Below are 21939 nucleotides of genomic sequence, written 5' to 3' on the forward strand. Positions count from 1 at the left end.
TGCCCAGGGTGAAGGCGCCGCCGATGGCCAGCTCCGCCGACGTGTTGCCGATCAGCGTGCCGCCGCTCAGGTACACGTCGCCTTGCCCCAGCGCGCTGCTGCTGTCGGCCCGCACGGCGCCCGCGGCCACTTCCGTGCCCCCGGTGTAGCGGTTCGCGCCCGCCAGCACGAGCGTGCCGCTGCCGCGCTTGGTGAGCTTGCCGGCGCCCGCGATGGGATTGCGCCAGGCGTCCAGTGCGTTGAAGCCGCCCTGCGCCGCGTCCATGGTCACTGCCACGTCGCCATTGAAGGCGCCGTAGCCGTCGCCGGCCGCGAACAGGTTCAGGCGACCCCAGCCTTCGGCGTCGTCCAGCACCGGGTAGCCCGAGGCGATCGCGGTGGTCTTGAGCACCACGCGGCGCTGGCCCGCATCCAGGTAGGGGAAGCGTGTTTCCAGCAGCACCTCGGCGCTCTTGGGCACGACGGCCGGGCGCGTGGTGTCGCCGATGGGGGCGAAGCCGAACGTCATGCGGCGCAGGTACTCGGCCTGGTTGGTGGCGCGGTCGGCGAAACGGTCGGCCGTGGTGGCCTGCGAATGGGCGATCTGCAGGAATTCCTCCGGCGTGCGCGCACCCACCGCCGCCATCAGCGTGCTGCGGGCCTGGGCCACGGCAGCGGCCTTGCGCGGCGCGTTCACGCCGGTGGCGATGCTGGCGGCGGCCACGGCCTGGCCGTGCACGCGGCCGCTGATCACATCCAGGGGCGAGTGCATGCCGGCCAGGATGCGGCTTTCGCCCAACTCCAGCCCGCGCGCCAGCATTTCCTGGAACCGCTCCGGCACCAGGTAGGCCATGGCGATGGCATCGCGCACGCCCTCGGCGGTGTGGCCGCTGGTGAAGCCGCCGTCGGTGGCTGGGGTGGTGCTCTTGGCGGGCACCAGGGCCGGCACGATCTGCACATTGGCGCTCCAGCGCCACGGGCGGGCGTATTTGTAGAAGCGCTTGGCTGGCTCGGTCGAGCCGTTGTCGCCGATGCCGCCGATGAAGTCCACCACCGTGCCGAAGCCCGCATTGGCGCTGTCGCCCACGCCAGCGTTGTTGCCGGTGTCGTTGTAGAGCACCGTGGTCGCATCCGCGGGAATGCCCGAAATGCTGGTCTTTTGCTGCGCCGCGGTGCGCCATGCATTGGTCAACGGGCCCAGGCCATCGGTCACGCTGTAGGCCTTGCCGCGCCGGTCGTCTTCGTAGGCCAGGCGTTCCTGGGCCGCGGTGCGGCGCGCCGTGGCGTCCACCACGTACTGGATGTTGCGGGTGTGCACCTGCGCGTTCAGCACCGTGCCGTCGGTCGCGTCGCCGGGAATGCCGGTCCAGGCCGCTGGCTTGATCGCGGGGAAGGCGCCGTTGGCATCGGCCGTGACGCCGGCATCCACCAGCAGCGTGCTGGGCTTCCAGATGTCGAGAAAGCCTGACAGCACCCGAACGCCGGCGTTGGTGGCCAGCGTGGCGTAGCGGGCATCGCCGCGCTGGTTGGTGAAGGCGAAGTCCACGAACGGGGGCGTGGTCGACTCATTGGGCACCGGCGCCGAATCGGCATACCCCAGGCCGCGCGGCGCATCCGGTGGTGCGGCATCGGAACCCCCGCCGCCACAGGCGGAGAGCGCGAATGCGGCGGCAAGCGCCAGGATCAGGGTGCGTCGGGGCAGGGGCAGCGTCATGGGGAGCAGGCAGGTTGGAAAGGCGAGGGCGAAAACGGGTGCGCGCAGGCCGCTCGCGGCCTGCTGCGGCTGCACTCTAGGGTCGCGCTGTGACAGCGCCATGACGCCGCACGCCAATCATTTCCCCGCAAAGGGCCGCAGCGGAGTAGCATGCGCCATGGACATCGCCCCCACCCTCGCGCCTGCGGTCGCGGAAAAGCCCGCAGCCCTGCCTGGATGGGGAGAGTTCTTTCACATGCCGCTGTTTCGGCCCGGCACCGCGGTGCGCATGGGCGACCAGTGGGAAACCGTGAGCCACGTGGCCCTGCGCCGCCAGGAACTGGCCATCTACCTCGTGGGCCACGAGGCGTCCGTCTCCCCCAGCCGGCTCTTCCTGGCACCCAGCGCGTTCACCACCGTGCGCAAGCGCTGAAGTCTCACGGCATCCCGCTTCATGCAGGAGCCGGGCAGGCCGACTCAGGCCTGGGTCATCCGATCGCTCAGCCGGCCGACTGCTCGGCCATCGCCTCGCCCAGCCGCACGGGCCGGGCAGGGGCCCATTGCTCCGAAAACCGCACCGCACCGCGCTGAAACAGAAGCACCACGGTGGAGCCCAGCAGGAAGCGGCCCATTTCCTCGCCCTGGCGCAGCACGATCTGCCGGTCGGCATAGTCCCAGTGGCGCAGCTCGCCGCTGCGCGGCGGGTTGACCTGACCGTGCCACACCGTGGCCATGCTGCCCACGATGGTCGCGCCCACCAGCACGAGCACCATCTTTCCCAAAGGCGTGTCGAACACGCACACCACGCGCTCGTTGCGCGCGAACAGGCCGGGCACGCCCCGCGCCGTGACCGGGTTCACCGAAAAAAGGTCGCCCGGCACATGCACCATGCGCAGCAAGGTGCCATCGCAAGGCATGTGGATGCGGTGGTAGTCGCGGGGGCTCAGGTAGATCGTCGCGAAGCTGCCGTTGTCGAACTGCGCGGCCAGCGCCGCATCGCCGCCCACCAGGGCCGTGGTCGAGTAGCGGTGACCCTTGGCCTGGAAGATCTGGTCCTGGTCGATGGGACCGAACTGGCTGATCGCCCCATCCACCGGGCAGACCGCGGCCGCCGCGGCGAGCGGGCGCACACCGGGGCGCAGGGCGCGGGTGAAGAAGTCGTTGAACGTGGCATATGCGGCCGGGCGGGGCTCGACCGCCTCGCTCATGTCCACCCGGTAACGGGCGATGAAACGCTCGATCGCGGCCGTGGTGCGGGGGCCGCCCTGCGCCCGTGCAAGCCGCCCCGCCAGCGCCGTCAGCGCCTGTTTGGGAAGTAGATATTGAGGCAGTACGGCAAGGCGGTCTGACAAGGTGGACTTCCTGAGCGGTTGGGGTGCGAGGCATTCTACCGAGCGCGCCTGCGGGGCCCGGCCGTGCGCCTTGACGCTGCATGCGCAGGCCATCTGGCGCCAGATGCCGGAACGAAGTCAGTCGGGGCCGCTGTCAAATCGATGCCATTCACCACGGGGTGCAACCGTCCCGGTGCATGGGCCGGCGAGCGGCGCAGTGGTGTATCGGCACTATTCCACACGATTCCTTACTACGTTACAATGGTGCGGTTTTGCGCAGCGCCTCGCTGCCGCTGCTGTGTGTGGAAGCCGCCCCGCCGGCCTTTTCCTACCGATGCGCCATGGGGCGCAGTGACCACCCCCGCTTGCTGTGCACCGCGCCTGGATCTCTTGCGAGATGGGCCGACATTCCGGTTGCAGTTTCGCGCAGGCCCCGATACCTCCTATTACTGTTTGAAGATTGACTTGAAATCATGGCCAAAGAAGAACTGATTGAAATGCAGGGCTCCGTGACGGAAGTCCTGCCCGATTCCCGCTTTCGCGTCACGCTGGACAATGGCCATCAACTGATCGCCTACACCGGCGGCAAGATGCGCAAGCACCACATCCGCATTCTTGCCGGTGACAAGGTCTCGCTGGAAATGTCCCCCTACGACCTGTCCAAGGGCCGCATCACCTTCCGCCACCTCCCAGGCCGTGGCCCGGGCCCCTCGTCGCGGTGATTTGGAAAAAAACTGGCAAATTTCCTTGAATCTTCCAAATACGGCTGTGATGCAGGGTTAGAATACTAGCTGTCGGAGCGTAGCGCAGCCTGGTAGCGCATCTGCTTTGGGAGCAGAGGGTCGCGAGTTCGAATCCCGCCGCTCCGACCATTGATTCAAGGGGTTAGGTCATTTGACCTGACCCCTTTTGTCTTTTTAATTTCCCTCTCCAGTATTTCCTTTGCTGCAGTTTCCCGCGTCCATGGCAGGCGCGCGAAGGTCAGCCCCGGGTGCGGAGCAGTCTCAGGGTCCATTCGCGCTGGTGTGCCAACCGCTCCGCTTATTCCTCTTCCATGAGGAAGGGTAAATCCGGCGCGCTGGCTTCGGGAATCGCATGCTCGAACACCATGCGCAATGCGGCAGGCTCCTGGTGCAATATCACCAGGGCCTGGGCCAGCATATTCAGCGGTTGCACCTGGGTCGTGACGTTGGCGAGTGCGCTTTTGAGCGTTCTGATTTCCTCGCGCAGCAGTTCTATTTCTGCTTGTGGATGATTGTCCATAATGCCTCCTCGGTCCCATGCTAGAACGGGGCCATAAGGCCAACAAGCTGAAATTGCATCCAGCACCACGGTAGGCCCACCCTGAGGCTCAGCCATGGCAGCGCCTGGACCGATCGCTCCACCATTTCCCACTCTTCCAAAGCACATGGCAACGTCCCGTCCGTTTTCCCCCTTTGGCTCTTCTACGCGCACCGGCGGGGCGCGCATGGAGGGCGTGGACGCCTTGCGAGGCGTGGCCATGGTGTGGATGACGGTCTTCCATTTCTGTTTCGACCTCAGCCACTTTGGGTACTGGCCGCAGAATTTCCGTGCCGATCCTTTCTGGACGACCCAGCGGACAGCCATCGTGGCGCTCTTTCTCTTTTGCGCGGGGCTGGGACAGGCACTGGCCTGGCAGCAGGGTCTCGGATGGGCCCGCTTCTTCAAGCGCTGGCTGCAGATCGTGGGATGCGCCTTGCTGGTCACCGCAGGGTCGTCCCTGATGTTTCCGCAGAGCTTCATCCATTTCGGCGTCTTGCACGGGATGGCCGCCATGCTCCTCGTTGCGCGATGCACGGCCGGGTGGGGCGCTTGGCTCTGGCCTGCCGGCGCGATGGCCGTGGCGCTTCCCTCTATCGCAGGGTGGGCGCTGACGGAGGGGCCGCTGGCGGCCGGGGCGCCCACGTTCAACGGCTATGCGCTCAACTGGCTGGGACTGGTGTCGCGCAAGCCTTTCACCGAAGACTACGTGCCGGTGCTGCCCTGGCTGGGCGTGATGTGGTGGGGCCTGGCGAGCGGGCAATGGGTGCTGCAACAGCGCCCACAATGGATGGTGGCCACTCTGCCCCGGGGGCTGTCGCCGCTGGCGGTGCTGGGGCGCTGGAGCTTGAGCTATTACATGCTGCACCAGCCAGTCATGATCGGCCTGCTCATGGCGGCATCCTGGGTACTGGGCCGTTCCTAGGAAAAGGGGAAAAGGCCCGGTCCCAAAAGCAGAACGCGGCCCGTGAGGCCGCGTCGAGACGAAAGCGTGTCGGCTTGGCAGGTGACTGCCAATCCGCCGGCTACGAGCGATTATTCGATCTTGGCCTTCGTGCGCAGTTCTTCCTGGAACTTCGCCAGCTTTTGCTGCTGCAGTTGCTGCGCCACCTGGGGCTTCACTTCTTCCAGCTTGGGCAGCTTGGCTTCGCGCACATCGTCCAGGCGGATGATGTGCCAGCCGAACTGGGTCTTGACCGGCGTCTGGGTCATCTGGCCCTTGTTCAGCTTGACCAGCGCTTCGGTGAACTCGGCCACGTAGCTGCTCGGAGCCGACCAGTCCAGGTCGCCGCCACGGGCGCCGGATCCGGGGTCCTTGGACTGCTTCTTGGCGATGTCTTCAAACTTGGCGCCCTTCTTGATGGACGCGATGATGGCCTTGGCTTGGTCTTCCTTTTCCACCAGGATGTGGCTGGCCTTGTATTCCTTGCCGGTGTTGGCGGCAACGAACTTGTCGTATTCGGCCTGGATTTCGGCGTCGGTGACGGGGTTGGCCTTTTGGTAGTCGGCGAACAGTTCGCGGATCAGGATGGTCTGGCGGGCCAGTTCCATCTGGACCTTGTAGTCGGGCGAGGCTTCGAGGCCGCGCTTCTGGGCTTCCTGCAAGAAGATTTCGCGGGCGATCACTTCTTCCTTGATCTGGCCTTCGACCTCGGGGGTCACGGGGCGGCCGGAGCGTTCCACTTGCTGCTTCAGGACCTCGGCACGTTCCTTGGGAACGGCCTTGCCATTCACAACGGCGAGGTTTTGAGCGTAGACGGGAAAGGCCGTCGCGCCCAGCACGGCAGCGGCCACGAGGCCGGACAAGAGCTTTTTCTTCATTGGGGAGTCCACAAAAAGGAAATGAGTTGCAGCCGTTTGGGCCGCAAGTCCGACAAATAGGGCCGGATCAAAGAACTTCAATGGCTATGGCGTGAGCGCCTTGGTCAATAAATTCTTGCAGCGCATCATACACAAGGCGATGTTGTGCCACGCGGGGTTTGCCTGTAAACAAAGGTGACGAAATCCGCACCCGGAAATGGGTGCCGAAACCCGTTCCGTTGGCCCCGACATGGCCTGCATGGGCGGCGCTTTCGTCCAGCACCTGCAGCGCGGAAGGGTTCAGCCGCTCCCGCAGCCGGGCCTCCATGGCCTCGGCGGTGATGGCCAGCGCCGTCATGGCTGCACGTCCTTGCGGGCCGCCTCGGGCGTGGTCTTGGGCACGGCCTTGGTGTCGTCTTCCTTCATATAGCGGCTCAGGTACAAAGCCTGGCCGATGACGAACACCGCCATCAGCCCGATGCCGCCGAACAGCTTGAAGTTGACCCAGGTGTCGGTGTCGAAGCGGTAGGCCACCCACAGGTTGACCAGACCCATCACGGCGAAGAACCCGGTCCAGCTCCAGTTCACGGTGCGCCAGGCGGTGTCGGGCAATTCCATCTGCGCGCCCATCAGGGAGCGGATCAGGTTCTTGCGGAAGAACAGCTGGCCGATCAGCAGCGCCGAGCCCATCAGCCAGTACAGCACGGTGGGCTTCCACTTGATGAAGGTTTCGCTGTGCGAGAGCAGCGTGGCGCCGCCGAACACCACGATGACGCCCAGGCTCACCCACTGCATGGGCTCGACCTTGCCGTTCTTGTACCGCAGGTAGCCGATCTGCAGCACGGTGGCGGCGATGGCCACGGCCGTGGCCGTGTAGATGCCCCACAGCTTGAAGGCCGCGAAGAACAGGATGATGGGAAAGAAGTCGATCAGCAGTTTCATGGGGGAGGGCTGGAGCGTGGGCGGGCGTTGCCGCCGTTCAGGAGGAGCCGGGCTCGAAATCGAGCGATGCGGAGTTCATGCAGTAGCGCAGGCCGGTGGAGGCGGGGCCGTCCTCGAACACGTGGCCGAGGTGGGCCCCGCATTGTGCACAAACCGTCTCCGTCCGGACCATGCCATGGCTGCGGTCCACGATCTCCTTGATCGAGCCCGGCACCGCCTCGGAAAAGCTGGGCCAGCCGCAGCCGGCGTCGAATTTGGTGCCGGAGTCGAACAGCTTGGCGCCGCAGCACACGCAGTGGTAGCTGCCGTCGGCCCAGTGCGCTTCGTACTTGCCGGTGAAGGGTCGCTCGGTGGCGGCGTGGCGGGTGACTTGCCAGGCGACGGGCTCGGCGCCTTTGCTCTGCAGCAGGGCCTGCCATTCGGCATCGGTCTTTTTGATGGGGAAGGTCATGATGAGCAGCTGATTTCGATGGAGGAAGCCCAGTCGGGCGGGAAGTCGGCCCAGGACTCGTGGCCCGGGTGTTCGTCGAACGGTTCGGCCAGCAGGGCCTGCAGGGTGTGAAGCGGCGCGAAGTCGCCTTGCGTGGCCGCGCGGATGGCCTGCTCGCCCAGGTGGTTGCGCAGCACGAATTTCGGATTGCATTTCAGCATCAAATCGGCCATATGCCGGGGATTTGATTGTCCTGGGTGCTCTGAAAATGATAGCAACCACCCCTCCCAGCCCGCCCGGTCGATGAACAGGTCGCGCACGGGTTCGAAGTCGCCGCTGGCCACGGCATGCGACAGGCTCCGCCAGAAGATGGGGTAGTCGACCCCGCCTTGGGCGAGCAGGTTGAGCAGGCCGTCCACCAGCGCAGCGTCGCCGTCGTGGACGGCCTGCAGCCCGAGCTTGCCGCGCATGCGCTGCAGGAACGCGGCCGGGAACACGGTCTGGTAGGACGCGAGCGCTGCCTGCGCCAGCGCCACGTCCTCGATCAGCGGCAGCAGCGCCTGGCCCAGCCGGAACAGGTTCCAGTAGGCCACGTTGGGCTGGCGGTTGAAGGCATAGCGGCCCTGCGTGTCGCTGTGATTGCACACATGGCCCGGCACGAACGCGTCGAGGAACTGGAAGGGCCCGTAGTCGATCGTGAGGCCCAGGATGCTCATGTTGTCGGTGTTCATCACCCCGTGGCAAAAGCCCTGCGCCTGCCAGTGGGCGAGCAGTTCCGCCGTGCGCTCGCTCACCGCCTGGAGCAGGGCGGCGTAGGGGTTGCCGCCCGGCGCGTCCGGGCCACGGCACTCGGGGTAGTAGCGGTCGATGACGTAGTCGGCCAGCGTGCGCAGCTGCGGCAGCAGGTCGCGTGCCGCGAAGTGCTCGAAGTGCCCGAAGCGGATGAAGCTCGGCGCGGTGCGGGTCACGACGGCGGCGGTCTCCACCACCTCGCGCTGCACCGGGGCGGGCGAGCCGGTCAGGGCCAGCGCCCGCGTGGTGGGCACGCCCAGCGCATGCATGGCTTCGCTGCACAGGAATTCGCGGATGCTCGAGCGCAGCACGGCACGGCCATCGCCCCCCCGCGAATACGGCGTGCGCCCGGCGCCCTTGAGCTGTACCTCCAGGCCGCCGTCGGTCTCGCCCAGCAGGATGGCGCGGCCATCGCCCAGTTGCCCCGCCCAGACCCCGAACTGGTGGCCGCTGTACACCGTGGCCAATGGCTGCATGCCCGACAGCAGCGCGTTGCCCGAACACACCTGCAGCGCCGCGTCGGAGGCCAGCCAGGCGGCGGGCACGCCCAGCTGCTGAGCGGCATCCAGGCTCGTGGCCACCCAGTGCGGGGCGGGGAGGGGGGTGGGCACCAGTTCGGTGAAGAAATCCGGGCCCAGCGCTGCAAAGCCGTTGCGCCATTCGAGGCCGGACGCGGGCGCCGTCGCGGCGGTGGGAAGGGGGGCGTTCATCCGCCGAATTGTCTCCGACCCGCTTTGCCACGCGCGGCGAGGGGGCTTGGGCGCCCGGGGCCGCGGCGGCGGCTGTCAAGCTGGCGACAGATGCGGGCGCGGTGCGTGGCGCCCCCAGGGCGGCAGCACACAGGGCGCACGGTAGGATGCCGCGGAACCATTCACAACGACAACCCAAGGAGCCAACATGCTGGGCCTGATGCAGAGTCAACCCTTGCTGATTTCCACGCTGATCGAATTCGCCGAGCGCCACCACGGCGACGTGCAGATCGTGTCGCGCCGCGTCGAGGGCGACATCCACCGCTATACCTACCGCGACATGGCGGTGCGGGCGCGGCGGCTGGCCAATGTGCTGGACGGCATGGGCCTGGCAGCCGGCGACCGCGTGGCCAGCCTGGCCTGGAACGGCTACCGCCACATGGAGATGTACTACGGCGTGAGCGGCTCGGAGCGGGTGATGCACACCATCAACCCCCGCCTGCACCCCGAGCAGATCGCGTGGATCGTCAACCACGCCGAAGACCGGGTGCTGTGCTTCGACATGACCTTTCTGCCCATCGTGCAGGCCGTGCACGCCAAGTGCCCCACGGTGCGCCAGTGGGTGGCGCTGTGCGATGCCGACCAGCTGCCCGCCGACAGCGGCATCCCCGGCCTGCTGAGCTACGAAGCCTGGATCGGCGAAGCCCCCGACACCTACGTGTGGCCCACGTTCGACGAGAACACTGCCTCCAGCATGTGCTACACGAGCGGCACCACCGGACACCCCAAGGCGGTGCTCTACAGCCACCGCTCGACCCTGCTGCACGCGTATGCCGCCGCGCTGCCGGACGTCATGGGCCTGTCGGCCAGCGATGCGGTGCTGCCGGTGGTGCCGATGTTCCACGTCAATGCCTGGGGGCTGCCGTACTCGGCGCCGCTGGTGGGCGCCAAGGTGGTCTTTCCCGGCCCGGCGCTGGACGGCAAATCGGTCTATGAACTCATGGATGCCGAGGGCGTGACTTTCGCCGCTGGCGTGCCCACCGTGTGGCAGATGCTGCTCAACCACGTGAAGGCGGGCGGCCTGCGCTTCGGCCAACTGAAGCGCACCGTGATCGGCGGCTCGGCCTGCCCGCCGGCCATGATCCAGTCGTTCCAGGACGACTACGGCGTGCGCGTGCTGCACGCGTGGGGCATGACCGAGATGAGCCCGCTGGGCACGCTGTGCTCGCTCAAGAACAAGCACCTGGCGCTGCCGCGCGGCGAGCAGATGCAGATCCTCATGAAGCAGGGCCGCGCGATCTATGGCGTGGACATGAAGATCGTGGACGGCGACGGCCACGAACTGCCCTGGGACGGCAAGACCTACGGTGACCTGCTGGTCAAGGGCCCGTGGATCGTCGAGAACTACTACCGCGGCGAGGGCGATCCGCTGGTGCCCGATGCGCAGGGCCGCGGCTGGTTCCCCACGGGCGACGTCGCCACCATCGATGCCGACGGCTACATGCAGATCACCGACCGCAGCAAGGACGTGATCAAGTCCGGGGGCGAGTGGATCAGCTCCATCGACATCGAGAACATCGCCATGGCACACCCGGCCGTCGCCATGGCCGCGTGCGTGGGCATGCCGCACCCCAAGTGGGATGAGCGGCCCATCGTGGCGGTGGTCAAGCGTCCGGGCGCGGAGGTGACGCGCGAGGAACTGCTGCAGTTCTACGCGGGCAAGACCGCCAAGTGGCAGATCCCGGACGATGTGCTGTTCGTGGACGCGATCCCGATCGGCGCCACGGGCAAGATGCTCAAGGCCAAGCTGCGCGAGCAGCTCAAGGACTACCGCCTGCCGGGCCTGTGACGCACGCCGATGCGGTGAGGGGGCGGCCGCGAGAGGCCGCCGCCCAGTCGCATGCGGGATAGCGGATAGGGTGAATCCCTGAGCATCTCCTCTGTGGCGTGCCTTACGCTGCGCCCTGTTCCATTCAAGAACCCAAGAGGAGACAAGCGATGAGATTTGCTATCAAGGCTGTAGCTGCATCCGCAATCCTGGTGAGCGCTGGCGGCGCGTTCGCTCAAAAGGGCGACACGGTGAAGATCGCCTGGCTCGACCCGCTGTCCGGCCTCATGGCGGCGGTGGGAACCAACCAGCTCAAGAGCTTCCAGTTCCTCTCGGAGGAGTTCAACAAGAAGAACGCGGCGGGTGTGAAGTTCGAGATCATCGGCATCGACAACAAGCTCAGCCCGCAGGAAACCACCAGCGCCCTGCGCTCTGCCATGGACCAGGGCGCGCGCTACGTGGTGCAGGGCAACGGCTCCGGCCCGGCGCTGGCCATCATCGACGCGCTGGAAAAGCACAACGCGCGCAACCCCGGCAAGGAGGTCATGTACCTCAACTACGCCGCCGTGGACCCCGACCTCACCAACAGCAAGTGCAGCTACTGGCACTTCCGCCTGGATGCCGACACCTCGATGAAGATGGAGGCCATGACCACCTTCATGAAGGACCTGCCCGAGGTCAAGAAGGTGTACCTCATCAACCAGAACTACTCGCATGGCCAGCAGGTTTCCAAGTTCGCCAAGGAGAACCTGGCGCGCAAGCGGCCCGACGTGCAGATCGTGGGCGACGACCTGCACCCGCTGGCCCAGGTGCGCGATTTCGCGCCCTACATCGCCAAGATCAAGCAGTCCGGCGCCGACAGCGTGATCACCGGCAACTGGGGCTCGGACCTGGCCCTGCTCATCAAGGCCGCCAACGATGCGGGGCTGGCCAACGTCAACTTCTACACCTACTACGGCGGCGTGACGGGCAGCCCCACGGCCATGGGCGCGGCGGCGGCGGGGCGCGTGTACATGGTGTCGTACAACCACCTGAACCTGCCCGGCGACATCGGCCGCGTGGTCACCGAGTACAAGAAGAAGTTCAACGACGACATGTACACCGGCGCCGTGTACCACGCCTTCGCCATGCTGGATGCCGCCTTCGTGAAGGCCAAGTCCACCGACCCGGTGAAGGTGGCCCCCGTGCTGGAGGGCATGAAGTTCAACAGCTTCAACGGCGAGGTCGAGATGCGCAAGAGCGACCACCAGCTGCAGCAGGGCCTGTTCGTCTCCAAGTGGGAGAAGGCCGGCGGCAAGTACCCCAATGACGCGGAAAATACCGGCTATACCTTCGTGCCGGTGAAGTACTACGAGCCTTACGTGGCCAGCACGCCCACTTCGTGCCAGATGAAGCGGCCCTCCTGATCCGGGCATTCAATTTCATTGCTGTGAGACCTTGGGCCCGGGGTTCCTCGGGCTCTTTTTTTTAACCGTGCGGGCGCTGTTCTTCGATGAATCTTGAGTTTTTCGTGATCTCGCTGCTCAACGGCGTCAGCTACGGGCTGCTGCTGTTCATGCTCAGTTCGGGGCTCACCCTCATCTTCAGCATGATGGGCGTGCTCAACTTCGCCCACACCAGCTTCTACATGCTGGGGGCCTACATCGCCTACACCCTGTCCGGCCTGGTCGGCTTCTGGGTGGCGCTGTTCGTGGCGCCGCTGCTGGTGGGCGCGCTCGGTGCGGCGTTCGAGCGCTACGCGCTGCGCCGCGTTCACCAGTACGGCCATGTGCCCGAACTGCTGGTGACCTTCGGCTTGTCGTACCTGGTGCTGGAGGTGGTGCAGCTGGTGTGGGGCCGCTCCACCGTGCCCTACGGCCTGCCCGCGCAATTGCAGGGGCCGCTTTTCACGCTGTACGGCACGCAGTTCCCGAAGTCGCGGTCGTTCGTGATGCTGGTGGCGCTGCTGATGCTGCTGTCCGTGTGGCTGCTACTCACCCGCACGCGCATCGGCCTGGTGATCCAGGCCGCGCTCAAGCACCCCGACATGGTCGAGGCGCTGGGCCACAACGTGCCGCGCGTGTTCATGCTGGTGTTCGGGGGCGGCTGCGCGCTCGCCGGGCTGGCGGGCGTGATCGGCGGCAACACCTACGTCACCGAGCCGGCCATGGCGGCCTCGGTGGGCTCGATCATCTTCGTTGTCGTCGTCGTGGGCGGCATGGGGTCGCTGGCCGGGGCCTTCCTTGCCTCGCTGCTGATCGGCGTACTGCAGACCTTCGCGGTGGCGCTGGACTATTCGCTGGCGCATGCGCTGCGCGCGGCCGGCATGGCGGTGACCGAGCAGACCTTCGGCTGGCCGCTGCTCAAGCTCACCGTGTCGCAGGTGGCGCCCATCCTGCCGTACCTGCTGCTGGTGCTGATCCTCATCTTCCGGCCCAAGGGCCTGCTCGGCACGCGGGAGGACTGAACCCATGCGCTCCCACACCTCCTCGCCGCCGGCCTACCGGTTCAAGCCGCTCAACATCGGGCGCATCGTCATCTGGGGCCTGTTCGCGGCTGCGCTCATCGTGGCGCCCATGCTGTTCACCAGCAGCCTGGCGCTCACCATGCTGTCGCAGATCGGCTACCTCATCGTCATCTGCCTCTCGTACAACATGCTGCTGGGGCAGGGCGGCATGCTGAGCTTCGGCCATGCCGTGTACACCGGCCTGGGCTCGTTCATCGCCATCCATGCGATGAACCTGGCCGGCAAGGGCGCGGTGCCCATTCCGCTGGTGTTCATCCCGCTCGTGGGCGGGCTGGCGGGGCTGTTCTTCGCCGTGCTGCTGGGTTTCGTCACCACCAAGAAGTCGGGCACCACCTTCGCCATGATCACCCTGGGCATCGGCGAGCTGGTGGCGTCCATGGCGCTGATGTTCCCCGAGTTCTTCGGCGGGGAGGGCGGCATCACCACCGACCGCGTGTACGGCAAGGGGTTCATGGGCATCACCTTCGGCCCGGCCATCCAGGTGTACTACCTGATCGCCGCCTACTGCTTCGTGTGCACCGCGCTCATGTTCGCCTTCACCGGCACGCCGCTGGGCCGCATCCTGAACGCGGTGCGCGACAACCCCGAGCGCGTGGAGTTCATCGGCTACAACACGCAGCGCGTGCGCTACTTCGCCTTCATCATCGCGGGCTTCTTCGCGGGCGTGGGCGGGGGGCTGGCGGCGATCAACTTCGAGATCGTCACCGGCGCCGACAGCGTGAGCGTGCTGCGCTCTGGCGGCTACCTGCTGTTCACCTTCCTGGGTGGGGCTACCTTCTTCTTCGGCCCCATCATCGGCGCGGTGCTGCTGGTGTTCGCCTCGGTGCTGCTGTCCGAGCTGTCCAAGGCCTGGCTGCTGTACCTGGGCCTCGTGTTCCTGTTCATGGTGATGTATGCGCCCGGCGGCATCGCCAGCCTGATCATGATGAACCTGCGCGTGGCCAAGTACGGCCGGCTGCACACGCTGTGGGTGTCGTACCTGGCCCTGGGCGGCACGGCCCTCGTGGCGGTGCTGGGCGCGGCCTGCATGGTGGAGATGACCTACCACCTGCAGCTCAATTCGGCGCTCGGGCCGCAGATGAACTTTCTCGGCGCCACGCTGAACGCGCGGGCCCTGTCCAGCTGGTTCGGGGCGGGCTTCGTGCTGCTGGTGGGCCTCGGCCTGTTCGAGACCGTGCGGCGGCAGTTCCTGCAGCAATGGGGCGCCATCCAGGAAGCCATCGAGCAGGACATCAAGCGGGGGAAGGCCGCATGAGCGTGACCCCCGTCAACACCCCCTATGCGCTGGAGTTGCGCGACCTGCACAAGCGCTTCGGCAAGACCGAGATCATCCGCGGCGCCAACCTGTGCGTGGCCCCGGGCGAGCGCGTGGCCATCATCGGCCCCAACGGCGCCGGCAAGTCGACGCTGTTCAACCTCATCAGCGGACGCTTCGGCGCCACCAGCGGCCAGGTGCTGCTGAATGGCCAGCGCATCGACGGCAAGGCGCCGTACGAGATCAACCGCATGGGGCTGTCGCGCAGCTTCCAGATCACCAACATCTTCCCCAAGCTCAGCGTGTTTGAGAACCTGCGCTGCGGCGTGCTGTGGAGCCTGGGCTACCGCTACACCTTCCTGCGCTTTCTCTCGCGCCTGCACGATGCCAACGAGCGCGCCACGCAGCTCATGGAGCAGATCCGCCTGGACAAGAAGCGCGACACGCTGGCCATGAACCTCACCTACGCCGAGCAGCGCGCGCTGGAGATCGGCATCACCATCGCCGGGGGCGCCAACGTCATCCTGCTGGACGAGCCCACCGCCGGCATGAGCAAGAGCGAGACCGCGCGTTTCATCCGCCTCATCAAGGAAGTGACGGTGGGCCGCACGCTGCTCACCGTGGAGCACGACATGGGCGTGGTGTTCGGCCTGGCCGACAAGATCGCCGTGGTGGTCTACGGCGAGGTGATCGCCTTCGACACCCCCGAGGCCGTTCGCGCCAACCCGCGCGTGCAGGAGGCCTACCTGGGCTCGGCCGTGGCGGCAGCGCAGCAGGCGGAAGGACACTGAACCATGCTCAAGGTCGACAACCTGCACGCCTACTACGGCAAAAGCCACGTGCTGCACGGCGTCTCGTTCGGCGTGCAGCCGGGCGAGATCGTCGCGCTGCTGGGGCGCAACGGCTCGGGCCGCTCCACCACCGCCAAGGCCATCATGGGCCTGGTGGACTGGGAGGGCACGCTCGAATGGAAGGGCCAGCGCCTCGATGGCAAGAAGGCCTACGAGATCGCGCACCTGGGCTTGGGCTACGTGCCCGAAAGCCGCGACATCTTTCCCAACCTGACCGTGCACCAGAACCTGCTGCTGGGCCAGAAGGGCAAGGGCAAAGGCAGCCGCTGGAGCTTCGACGACATGTACGGCATGTTCCCGCGCCTGAAGGAGCGCCAGCACACCGAAGCCGGCGTCATGTCGGGTGGCGAGCAACAGATGCTCACCCTGTGCCGCACCCTCATGGGCGACCCCGACCTCATCATCATCGACGAGCCCACCGAAGGCCTCGCGCCCAAGATCGTGGAACTGGTGGGGCAGTACCTCATGGCGATCAAGGCGCGCGGCATCTCGGTGCTGCTCATCGAGCAAAAGCTCACCATCGCCATGACCATCTCCGACCGCGCGCTGGTCATGGGCCATGGGAGCATCGTTTTCGAGGGTACGCCCCAGGGCCTGCGCGAGAACAGTTATGTGCGCAAGGAGTGGCTGGAGGTGTGAGGGGGGCGGGTGGGGTTGCTTTTGACGCAACCTGCCACCCTGTCCCGCTGAGGGCTCCTCTGGCCTATGGAGGACGCCCACGAGCATTCGCGCGACAAAAGCCACTCAAAACCATCGCAAGCAACACACTGATCAGTGGTTAACAAATAGTTAATATTTGGCATGCATTTTTGGCCCGCGCCGGCCGCTCTGCCTTTAACATCCGCCCCAACAAAAAAGATGAAACGGGGAGGTTTCAATGAGCGCAGAAGGCGCGGCCATGTGCGTGCACGTCGGCGATGCACAGGTCTTGGCTTCGGCCATGGACAAGTCCAGAAGGGCGTGCCCAGGGATGCACACCAATCATGGCCGCAAGACCCAACGCAGCAGTGCATTACAGGGCCCGCGAAATCTTGCAACGCGCCCCCGACCGAGGCGGGTACGGGGCGAGGCGGAACATGCATCGAGCCCCTCTCCCACGCCCCAATGGCTGGCCTTGGCGGTGCGTTTGACGCGATGGGCATCTGCCATCTTCTTCCTGGCATTGGTTTCGATGGCCCATGCCCAGCGGCTGAGCCAACCGCCGGATGAAAACCGACAAATCATCCAGAAGATGTTGGAAGCCCCAGAGGCCGAAATCGACCTGTCCAGAGCCAAATTGGTCATCGACCGAATGATGGACCCCAGTGTCGATGTCGATGCGACATTGGAACGATTGAATGAGATGGCGCGGGGGATTCGAAAGACGCTGCCCACAGGGGCGTCCAAACGCTTGATCTTGGATGCCTTGCGTTTTCACATCTATCAGCCCAACGAGTGGAACGAGCGGCGGCCATTTCAGTACGACCTGGAAGATCCGTACGGACGCAATATCAAAAACAAACTGTTGCCCAACTACCTGAGAACAAAAAAGGGTAACTGTGTCTCGATGCCGTTGCTGTTCATCTTCCTGGGCCAGCGGCTGGGGCTGGACGTCAGCTTGGCGGCCGCCCCCAACCATCTGTTCGTGCAATGGCGAGACAGCGACGGCAAGTTGTACAGCCTGGAAACGACCAGCGGCGCCGGTTTCACGCGCGAGGCTTGGCTGCGCCAGCAGTCGCCCATGACCGACATTGCTCTGAAATCAGGGATTTACCTGCGGCCCATGCCCAAAAAAGAGGCCATTGTCGCCATGGCAGAAACACTCATGGCGTTTTATGAAAAGCAGGATCAGCCTTATCGGCATGCCGCGCTGGCTCAATTTTTGTTGAAATACAGTCCCAATGACATCTGCGCGCTTTTGAATCTGTTCGCTGCGACTCAGGAAATCCGAAAGCGGGAGTTTATTAGAAAATATCCTGGGCCCAGTGATATACCGGTGAGTGAGCGCCCGCGGCTCCTGATGCTGGATGATCAACTCAAGTCAATTTACGATCGGGCTTATGGGATGGGTTGGCGGCCGTTGGAAATTTCTGCCAAAAATGGATACGGCGCAAATGCAAAATTTCAAAATTAGGAGAGGGGGAATCTTGATGAAATGGTTTAAATATATATTGCTTGTTAGTTTTTTGAGCTTGGTACAAGGGCCTGCACTAGCACGGTATATACAGGCCGATCCAATCGGGCTGGATGGTGGGTGGAATCGGTTTGTGTATGTGGATGCCGACCCATTATCCAATTTTGATCCTGATGGGCTCGTTAGAAGATTTCGAGATCCTCTCGATCTGATGCCGCTAGAAGGTAATGGCGGAGGTGTGGGTGGTAGCGGCGGAATGAGCGGTGGCCTCACCTCTAACGCAGCGCGTAGAGAGGTCATGACTCGAGCTGGCATACCCACTAGTCAACAACCTGTTTCACAGTCCAGAAATTCTTCAGGCAGAGAATACTCCTACGATGTACCGTCACCGGGTGGCGGAACTCAAAGGATGTCTGTACAGCAACAGACTCTTGATAGAAGCCATATCAATCAGCCTCACTGGGAAGGTGGTCAAGTAAAGATCGATTCATCCACTGGACAGGTTCGCTATAACAATTATGGTTGCCCCGCATTGATGAATGGTAAATTTAAAGTGGATTATTAACTATGCTATCAAATTCTGAAAGAATGCGCAAAAAAATATTCATTGCAAAATACCTTGAAATGCTTTCAAAACTGGTGGCGAAACCCGTTTTTGAAAAAAATATAGGAAGCATCAATGATGCTAAGAATATTCGTGCCCAAAGTCAAATATTCGAAGGCATGTCTTCGCAAAAAATTGAATTGAATTTTTCAATACATGAGGCTGAAAGACTTGAAAAGATATTTATTTCTCTAGGTGCGCTAAATTTTTCAAATGTTTATCTGTGGGTGGAAAATTCAATTGACTGCGGCCTCTTGAAAATAGATTCATTGGCAAGTATCAATGTGGAGTATTTGTTGAGTTCTGCTGATTGGGGAATTATGGGGCTTTTGTCGGAAGACATGAAGGACTACTTGTTATTGGAAATCAACGAGTATGATGATGGATTGAAGGTTGGATTGGATGCCAAGGGGGCTAACTGGGGCATCATTGATTTTTCGAATATACGGTGACTGCATGTTCGCTCTCCATTGTTTCTCGCTGGCTGCATAAAATTGCAGATAATTAAATGAAGATTTTAGAAGGCGAATTGGAAAATTTCCTACATGCTTTCTGTGAATCCAACGCGCGTTTCACATTGGTTCAATATTTCCAAAGCTGCCGTACTGGTGTATTGATTTTCCAAATATTTGATCAGCCGAATAAACTGGCCTACAAAATTGCCAGAAGCGATGGTTGTATTTTGTTTTTCGATCCTGATGAAGAAGAGTTTGGGCTGGCCTATCAATCGAAAAATGAAATTGTTTGTGCAGAGTTGATCGGCGAGTTGATGTTCGCCATTCAGGAGATGAATCGTCGGCACGGAAGGAATATGAACCGGTCGTCGACTCAATGATGGAGAGCGTTCCATCGGTTGCCGCGGTCAGAGTGAAAATCCCATAAGACCGCGGTCCTTTTCCTCGCAGAGCGTCTCTGCACCGGGCTGCTGACGACCGTCAATGCACCGGCCGCCCCAGCCATTGGCTCGCCCTGGAGATCGCGTAATTCACCAGGCAGTACAGCGCAGCGACCACCAGGTACACCGGCACCAGCGAGTGGTAGTTGGCGATGAGCACCTTGGCGTTCTGCATGAGTTCGCCATAGGTGACGACGTAGCCGAAGGTGGTGTCCTTGACCACGATGACCAGTTGCGCGACCAGGGCCGGGACGATGTAGCGCAACGCCTGGGGAAAGACGACGACGGAAAAGACCTGGACCTCGGTCAGCCCCAGGCTTCGCGCGGCATCGGTCTGGCCGCGGGGAACGGCGAGCACGCCCGCGCGGTACACCTCGGCCACGACGGCGGCGGTGCTCAGGCCGACGGGCAGGGTCAGCATCCAGTAGGTGCTGAGTTTGATCCCGACCGACGGCAGTACCAGAAAGCACACGTAGATGAGCAGCAGCGTCGGCGTGCCGCGCAGGAACTCGATGGCCGCGGTGCTGGGCCAGCGCACGAGCCCCGACCGCGCCCGGCGGCCCACCATCAGTACGAGGCCGAGGGTCAGCGCGATGACGGCGGCCATCGCCGCCGAGGCCAGCGTGCCGAGCAGGCCCTTGGCCAGGAAGGCCCAGGTCGTGGGCCAGGCGAAGAATTTCCAGAACCGGGCGTCGAGCTGCCCCGCGGAGTGGAACCGGAACGCGACCGCCGCCGCCAGCAGGAGCAGCAGGGCCGCCGCGGCCCCGCTCGCGACCCGTGCGACGGTTTGGGCCCGGGGGCTGGGCGCCCCGAACAGGATGTCTTCGAGGGGGCGGCTCATCGCAGGATTCGCACCTTCTTTTCCAGGGCGGCGCCGGCCCAGGCGATCAGCAGCCCGGACGCCACGTACATCGCGGCGGCCACTGCGAACGCGGCCATGCCGGCCGCGGAGTCGTTGGCGATCTTGGACACGAGCGTGGTGAGTTCCCGGCCCGGAAACGGCACCTGCGATGCCAACGAGGTGGACAGCATCAACGCAATGAGCAGCGAGGTCATCGGTTGCACCACCGCGCGCAGCGCCTGCGGCAGCAGCACCGCCGAGACGATGCGCATCGGGCGCATGCCCAGGCTGAGGGCGGCCTCGATCTGGCCGCCGGCGACGGTGTTGATGCCCGAGCGCAGGTAGTCCGCCGTGAACGCGGAGCAGACCAGTATCAACGTCAGGATGACGGCGGGCTCATAGTCGAACAGCACGTTCAGGTCGGGCAGCGCGAACACGATGAAGATCAGCAGCGCGACGCTGGGAATGTTGCGGAAGATCTCGACGTAGACGGTCAGGACGAAGCGCAGCGGCGGCAGCGGCAAGAGCCGAAGCACCGTCACGGCCATGCCCAGCACGAAGCCGGGCACGAACGACAGGGCCGTGAGCTTCCACGTCAGCAAAAGGGCCTGCCCGAAGGCAGGCCCGTGGTCGGCCAGGAGCCGGGAAACCTCGCCCATCGGGGGTCAGGGCAGGGCGGGGGGCGTCGGCACGGCGGTGCTGCCGGTGCGCTGTCCGATGGAAATGGTCCAGAGCTTGGCCCAGGTGCCGTCGGCTTCGATCTTCTTGAGGAAGGCATTGACGAAGGCCACGCCGTCCGAGCCCTTGGGCAGTCCGATGCCGTAGGGGTCTTGCGCACCGAAGGGGGCGCCGGCCAGTTTGGCGTCGCCGGTTCCCAGGCTCAGGGCGTTGAGCAGCAGCGTGTGGTCGGTCACGTAGGCATCCACGCGTCCCTGGCGCAGGGCGTCCAGGGCCTCCTGGTGGGTCTGGAACTCTTGCACGGCCGCCTTGGGCGCGTACTGCGCCAGGATCGCGGGGCCCGTGGAGCCCGCCTGCGTGGCGACCTTCTTGCCGGCCAGGTCGTCGTGCGACTGGATGGTCTTGTTGTTCGCCTTGACCAGCACGCCGGCCTGCGAGGTGTAGTAGGGCCCGGCGAACGCGATCTTCTCGGCGCGGGCGGGCGTGATGGAATAGGTGGCGAACACCATGTCCACCTGACCGTTGATGAGCACCTGCTCGCGCGTGGCCGAGGTCACCTGCGTGAACTGGACCTTGGCCCCATCGCCCAGGATGTAGCGTGTGATGAGCTGGGCCAGGCCGGCGTCGAAGCCGCGCATCCTGCCGTCCTTCTCGTTGAGCAGCGAGAACAGGTTCGAGGTTTGCGTGCCGCCCAGGCGCAGGGTGCCGGCCTGCTTGATCTTGCTGGCCCAGGTGCTGGATGCGATGGTGGCCGCGTCAGCGACGGGGCCCTGCGCGACCAGCGCGTCGAACGCCGCGGTGTTGATGGGCGTGCCCTGTGCGAAAAGCGACCCGCCGGTGGCGATCGCCAGGGCCGCCACGGTGGATTTCAGAAGGGTTTTGATCGACATGCGTTCCTCTTGAATGGTGTGTTGCGTGAATCCGTGTATAGCACCAGTCGCCGGACTGCGGCGCCACGGGCGCGTGCCAGCGGCGAGCATAGCCCGACTCGCCCTCGACACGCTCCGCCAGCATAGGTGCTATTTAATTGATAGCGATATGCCCTAGTAACTATTGTGCTGGAGGCCAATTGGGGTGCAAGTCCCGGTGGGGCTGGAATTGGCTTGCAGCCGGATGGGCGAGCGCCGCGTCCACTTCCAACCGCTGCGGCGGCTCGAACGCCGTCACCTCCGGCAACGGTCCCCGCCACAGCGCCACCTCCACCCGGGCGCTCTGCGCCGCGCAGCCCTGCGACAGGCGGGAACTGCCGACATCCGGCGTGACCAGGTTGGGGTTGCCATGCTTGTCCAGGCTGCCGGCCACCTGCGGGTCCAGCGGGTCGTACCAGGCGCCCGTGGCGATCTGTGCCACGCCGGGCCGCAGGCCGTCGCTCAGCACCGCGCCGGCCAGGAAGGCGCCGTGGGCGTTGAACACGCGCACCACGTCGCCCCC

At 64.3% G+C, this 21939-nt stretch carries 25 protein-coding genes and 1 tRNA gene; 14 read left to right on the forward strand and 12 right to left on the reverse strand.

The features are described from left to right. Positions 1 to 1693, reverse strand: a 1693-nt coding sequence (locus tag AC27KI_RS08190; protein WP_487113385.1) for a phosphatase PAP2 family protein, incomplete at its 3' end; no start/stop codon positions are given. Positions 1694 to 1850: 157 nt separating this feature from the next. Here AC27KI_RS08190 and AC27KI_RS08195 point away from each other — a divergent pair. Further along, on the forward strand, positions 1851 to 2105 hold the full coding sequence (locus AC27KI_RS08195; protein WP_284428706.1) for a hypothetical protein: 255 nt from the start codon (positions 1851 to 1853) through the stop codon (positions 2103 to 2105). Between the two features lie 67 nt (positions 2106 to 2172). On the opposite strand, the gene asd is transcribed toward AC27KI_RS08195, so the two are convergent. After that, positions 2173 to 3024, reverse strand: a complete 852-nt coding sequence (gene asd, locus AC27KI_RS08200; RefSeq protein WP_284428705.1) for an archaetidylserine decarboxylase — start codon at positions 3022 to 3024, stop codon at positions 2173 to 2175. 452 nt (positions 3025 to 3476) lie between these two features. Between asd and infA the strand changes: the two genes are divergently transcribed. Then, positions 3477 to 3725, forward strand: coding sequence for a translation initiation factor IF-1 (infA, locus tag AC27KI_RS08205; RefSeq protein ID WP_092739728.1), 249 nt, complete (start codon positions 3477 to 3479; stop codon positions 3723 to 3725). 73 nt (positions 3726 to 3798) lie between these two features. Then, positions 3799 to 3875, forward strand: a tRNA-Pro gene (locus AC27KI_RS08210). A 169-nt stretch (positions 3876 to 4044) separates the two neighbouring features. Here AC27KI_RS08210 and AC27KI_RS08215 read toward each other — a convergent pair. After that, a complete protein-coding gene (locus AC27KI_RS08215; RefSeq protein ID WP_487088949.1) occupies positions 4045 to 4266 on the reverse strand; it encodes a hypothetical protein in 222 nt (73 codons plus the stop codon). Positions 4267 to 4411: 145 nt separating this feature from the next. Here AC27KI_RS08215 and AC27KI_RS08220 point away from each other — a divergent pair, with 145 nt between their 5' ends. Then, positions 4412 to 5209 (forward strand): acetyltransferase domain-containing protein, encoded by a 798-nt coding sequence (locus AC27KI_RS08220; RefSeq protein ID WP_487088948.1) that lies wholly within the window; start codon positions 4412 to 4414, stop codon positions 5207 to 5209. A gap of 110 nt (positions 5210 to 5319) precedes the next feature. Here the strand turns inward: AC27KI_RS08220 and AC27KI_RS08225 are convergent, their stop codons facing one another. The 5 genes from AC27KI_RS08225 to AC27KI_RS08245 all read right to left on the reverse strand — a co-directional run bounded on the left by AC27KI_RS08225 (position 5320) and on the right by AC27KI_RS08245 (position 8958). Continuing rightward, the gene (locus tag AC27KI_RS08225) at positions 5320 to 6105 is read right to left on the reverse strand and encodes a foldase protein PrsA (protein WP_284428702.1); all 786 of its coding nucleotides are present in this window, start codon (positions 6103 to 6105) and stop codon (positions 5320 to 5322) included. A 67-nt stretch (positions 6106 to 6172) separates the two neighbouring features. Then, entirely contained in the window at positions 6173 to 6442 is a 270-nt protein-coding gene (locus tag AC27KI_RS08230) for a BolA family protein (protein WP_284428701.1), read from the reverse strand. Then, the gene (locus tag AC27KI_RS08235; RefSeq protein WP_487088947.1) at positions 6439 to 7026 is read right to left on the reverse strand and encodes a septation protein A; all 588 of its coding nucleotides are present in this window, start codon (positions 7024 to 7026) and stop codon (positions 6439 to 6441) included. Before AC27KI_RS08235 ends, AC27KI_RS08230 begins: the two co-directional genes overlap by 4 nt. Before the next feature lie 37 nt (positions 7027 to 7063). Then, the gene (msrB, locus tag AC27KI_RS08240) at positions 7064 to 7477 is read right to left on the reverse strand and encodes a peptide-methionine (R)-S-oxide reductase MsrB (protein WP_272563923.1); all 414 of its coding nucleotides are present in this window, start codon (positions 7475 to 7477) and stop codon (positions 7064 to 7066) included. Beyond that, positions 7474 to 8958: a protein adenylyltransferase SelO gene (locus tag AC27KI_RS08245; protein WP_487113387.1), complete on the reverse strand. Its 1485-nt coding sequence runs from the start codon at positions 8956 to 8958 to the stop codon at positions 7474 to 7476. Before AC27KI_RS08245 ends, msrB begins: the two co-directional genes overlap by 4 nt. A gap of 187 nt (positions 8959 to 9145) precedes the next feature. On the opposite strand from AC27KI_RS08245, the gene AC27KI_RS08250 reads away from it, so the two are divergent. From AC27KI_RS08250 to AC27KI_RS08295, 10 genes are all read left to right on the forward strand, one after another. Next, a complete protein-coding gene (locus AC27KI_RS08250) occupies positions 9146 to 10786 on the forward strand; it encodes a 3-(methylthio)propionyl-CoA ligase (RefSeq protein ID WP_284409350.1) in 1641 nt (546 codons plus the stop codon). Positions 10787 to 10935: 149 nt separating this feature from the next. Continuing rightward, a complete protein-coding gene (locus AC27KI_RS08255) occupies positions 10936 to 12171 on the forward strand; it encodes a branched-chain amino acid ABC transporter substrate-binding protein (protein ID WP_284401886.1) in 1236 nt (411 codons plus the stop codon). Between the two features lie 86 nt (positions 12172 to 12257). After that, positions 12258 to 13211: a branched-chain amino acid ABC transporter permease gene (locus AC27KI_RS08260; RefSeq protein WP_284409351.1), complete on the forward strand. Its 954-nt coding sequence runs from the start codon at positions 12258 to 12260 to the stop codon at positions 13209 to 13211. Between the two features lie 4 nt (positions 13212 to 13215). Beyond that, positions 13216 to 14526: a branched-chain amino acid ABC transporter permease gene (locus AC27KI_RS08265; RefSeq protein ID WP_487088939.1), complete on the forward strand. Its 1311-nt coding sequence runs from the start codon at positions 13216 to 13218 to the stop codon at positions 14524 to 14526. Next, a complete protein-coding gene (locus AC27KI_RS08270) occupies positions 14523 to 15317 on the forward strand; it encodes an ABC transporter ATP-binding protein (RefSeq protein ID WP_272563917.1) in 795 nt (264 codons plus the stop codon). The genes AC27KI_RS08265 and AC27KI_RS08270 overlap by 4 nt, the downstream gene beginning before the upstream one ends. A 3-nt stretch (positions 15318 to 15320) precedes the next feature. Further along, entirely contained in the window at positions 15321 to 16016 is a 696-nt protein-coding gene (locus tag AC27KI_RS08275; RefSeq protein WP_272563916.1) for an ABC transporter ATP-binding protein, read from the forward strand. A gap of 238 nt (positions 16017 to 16254) precedes the next feature. After that, the gene (locus AC27KI_RS08280; protein ID WP_487113390.1) at positions 16255 to 17490 is read left to right on the forward strand and encodes a transglutaminase family protein; all 1236 of its coding nucleotides are present in this window, start codon (positions 16255 to 16257) and stop codon (positions 17488 to 17490) included. After that, positions 17471 to 18055 carry an RHS repeat-associated core domain-containing protein gene (locus AC27KI_RS08285; protein ID WP_487113391.1) on the forward strand — a complete coding sequence of 195 codons (585 nt, stop codon included), beginning with the start codon at positions 17471 to 17473 and terminating at the stop codon, positions 18053 to 18055. The genes AC27KI_RS08280 and AC27KI_RS08285 overlap by 20 nt, the downstream gene beginning before the upstream one ends. Before the next feature lie 23 nt (positions 18056 to 18078). Further along, positions 18079 to 18546 (forward strand): hypothetical protein, encoded by a 468-nt coding sequence (locus AC27KI_RS08290; RefSeq protein ID WP_487113393.1) that lies wholly within the window; start codon positions 18079 to 18081, stop codon positions 18544 to 18546. A gap of 56 nt (positions 18547 to 18602) precedes the next feature. After that, positions 18603 to 18929 (forward strand): hypothetical protein, encoded by a 327-nt coding sequence (locus tag AC27KI_RS08295; protein ID WP_487113395.1) that lies wholly within the window; start codon positions 18603 to 18605, stop codon positions 18927 to 18929. Between the two features lie 100 nt (positions 18930 to 19029). On the opposite strand, the gene AC27KI_RS08300 is transcribed toward AC27KI_RS08295, so the two are convergent. The 4 genes from AC27KI_RS08300 to AC27KI_RS08315 all read right to left on the reverse strand — a co-directional run. Then, positions 19030 to 19830 (reverse strand): amino acid ABC transporter permease, encoded by an 801-nt coding sequence (locus AC27KI_RS08300; RefSeq protein WP_487113397.1) that lies wholly within the window; start codon positions 19828 to 19830, stop codon positions 19030 to 19032. After that, the gene (locus tag AC27KI_RS08305; RefSeq protein ID WP_487113399.1) at positions 19827 to 20489 is read right to left on the reverse strand and encodes an ABC transporter permease subunit; all 663 of its coding nucleotides are present in this window, start codon (positions 20487 to 20489) and stop codon (positions 19827 to 19829) included. The genes AC27KI_RS08300 and AC27KI_RS08305 overlap by 4 nt, the downstream gene beginning before the upstream one ends. A 6-nt stretch (positions 20490 to 20495) precedes the next feature. Beyond that, complete coding sequence (locus AC27KI_RS08310) at positions 20496 to 21398, reverse strand: glutamate ABC transporter substrate-binding protein (protein WP_487113401.1); 903 nt, start codon at positions 21396 to 21398, stop codon at positions 20496 to 20498. Between the two features lie 160 nt (positions 21399 to 21558). Next, on the reverse strand, positions 21559 to 21939 hold a 381-nt coding region (locus tag AC27KI_RS08315; RefSeq protein ID WP_487113403.1), incomplete at its 5' end, for a molybdopterin dinucleotide binding domain-containing protein.

The organism is Acidovorax sp. KPB24-03 (assembly GCF_057546605.1).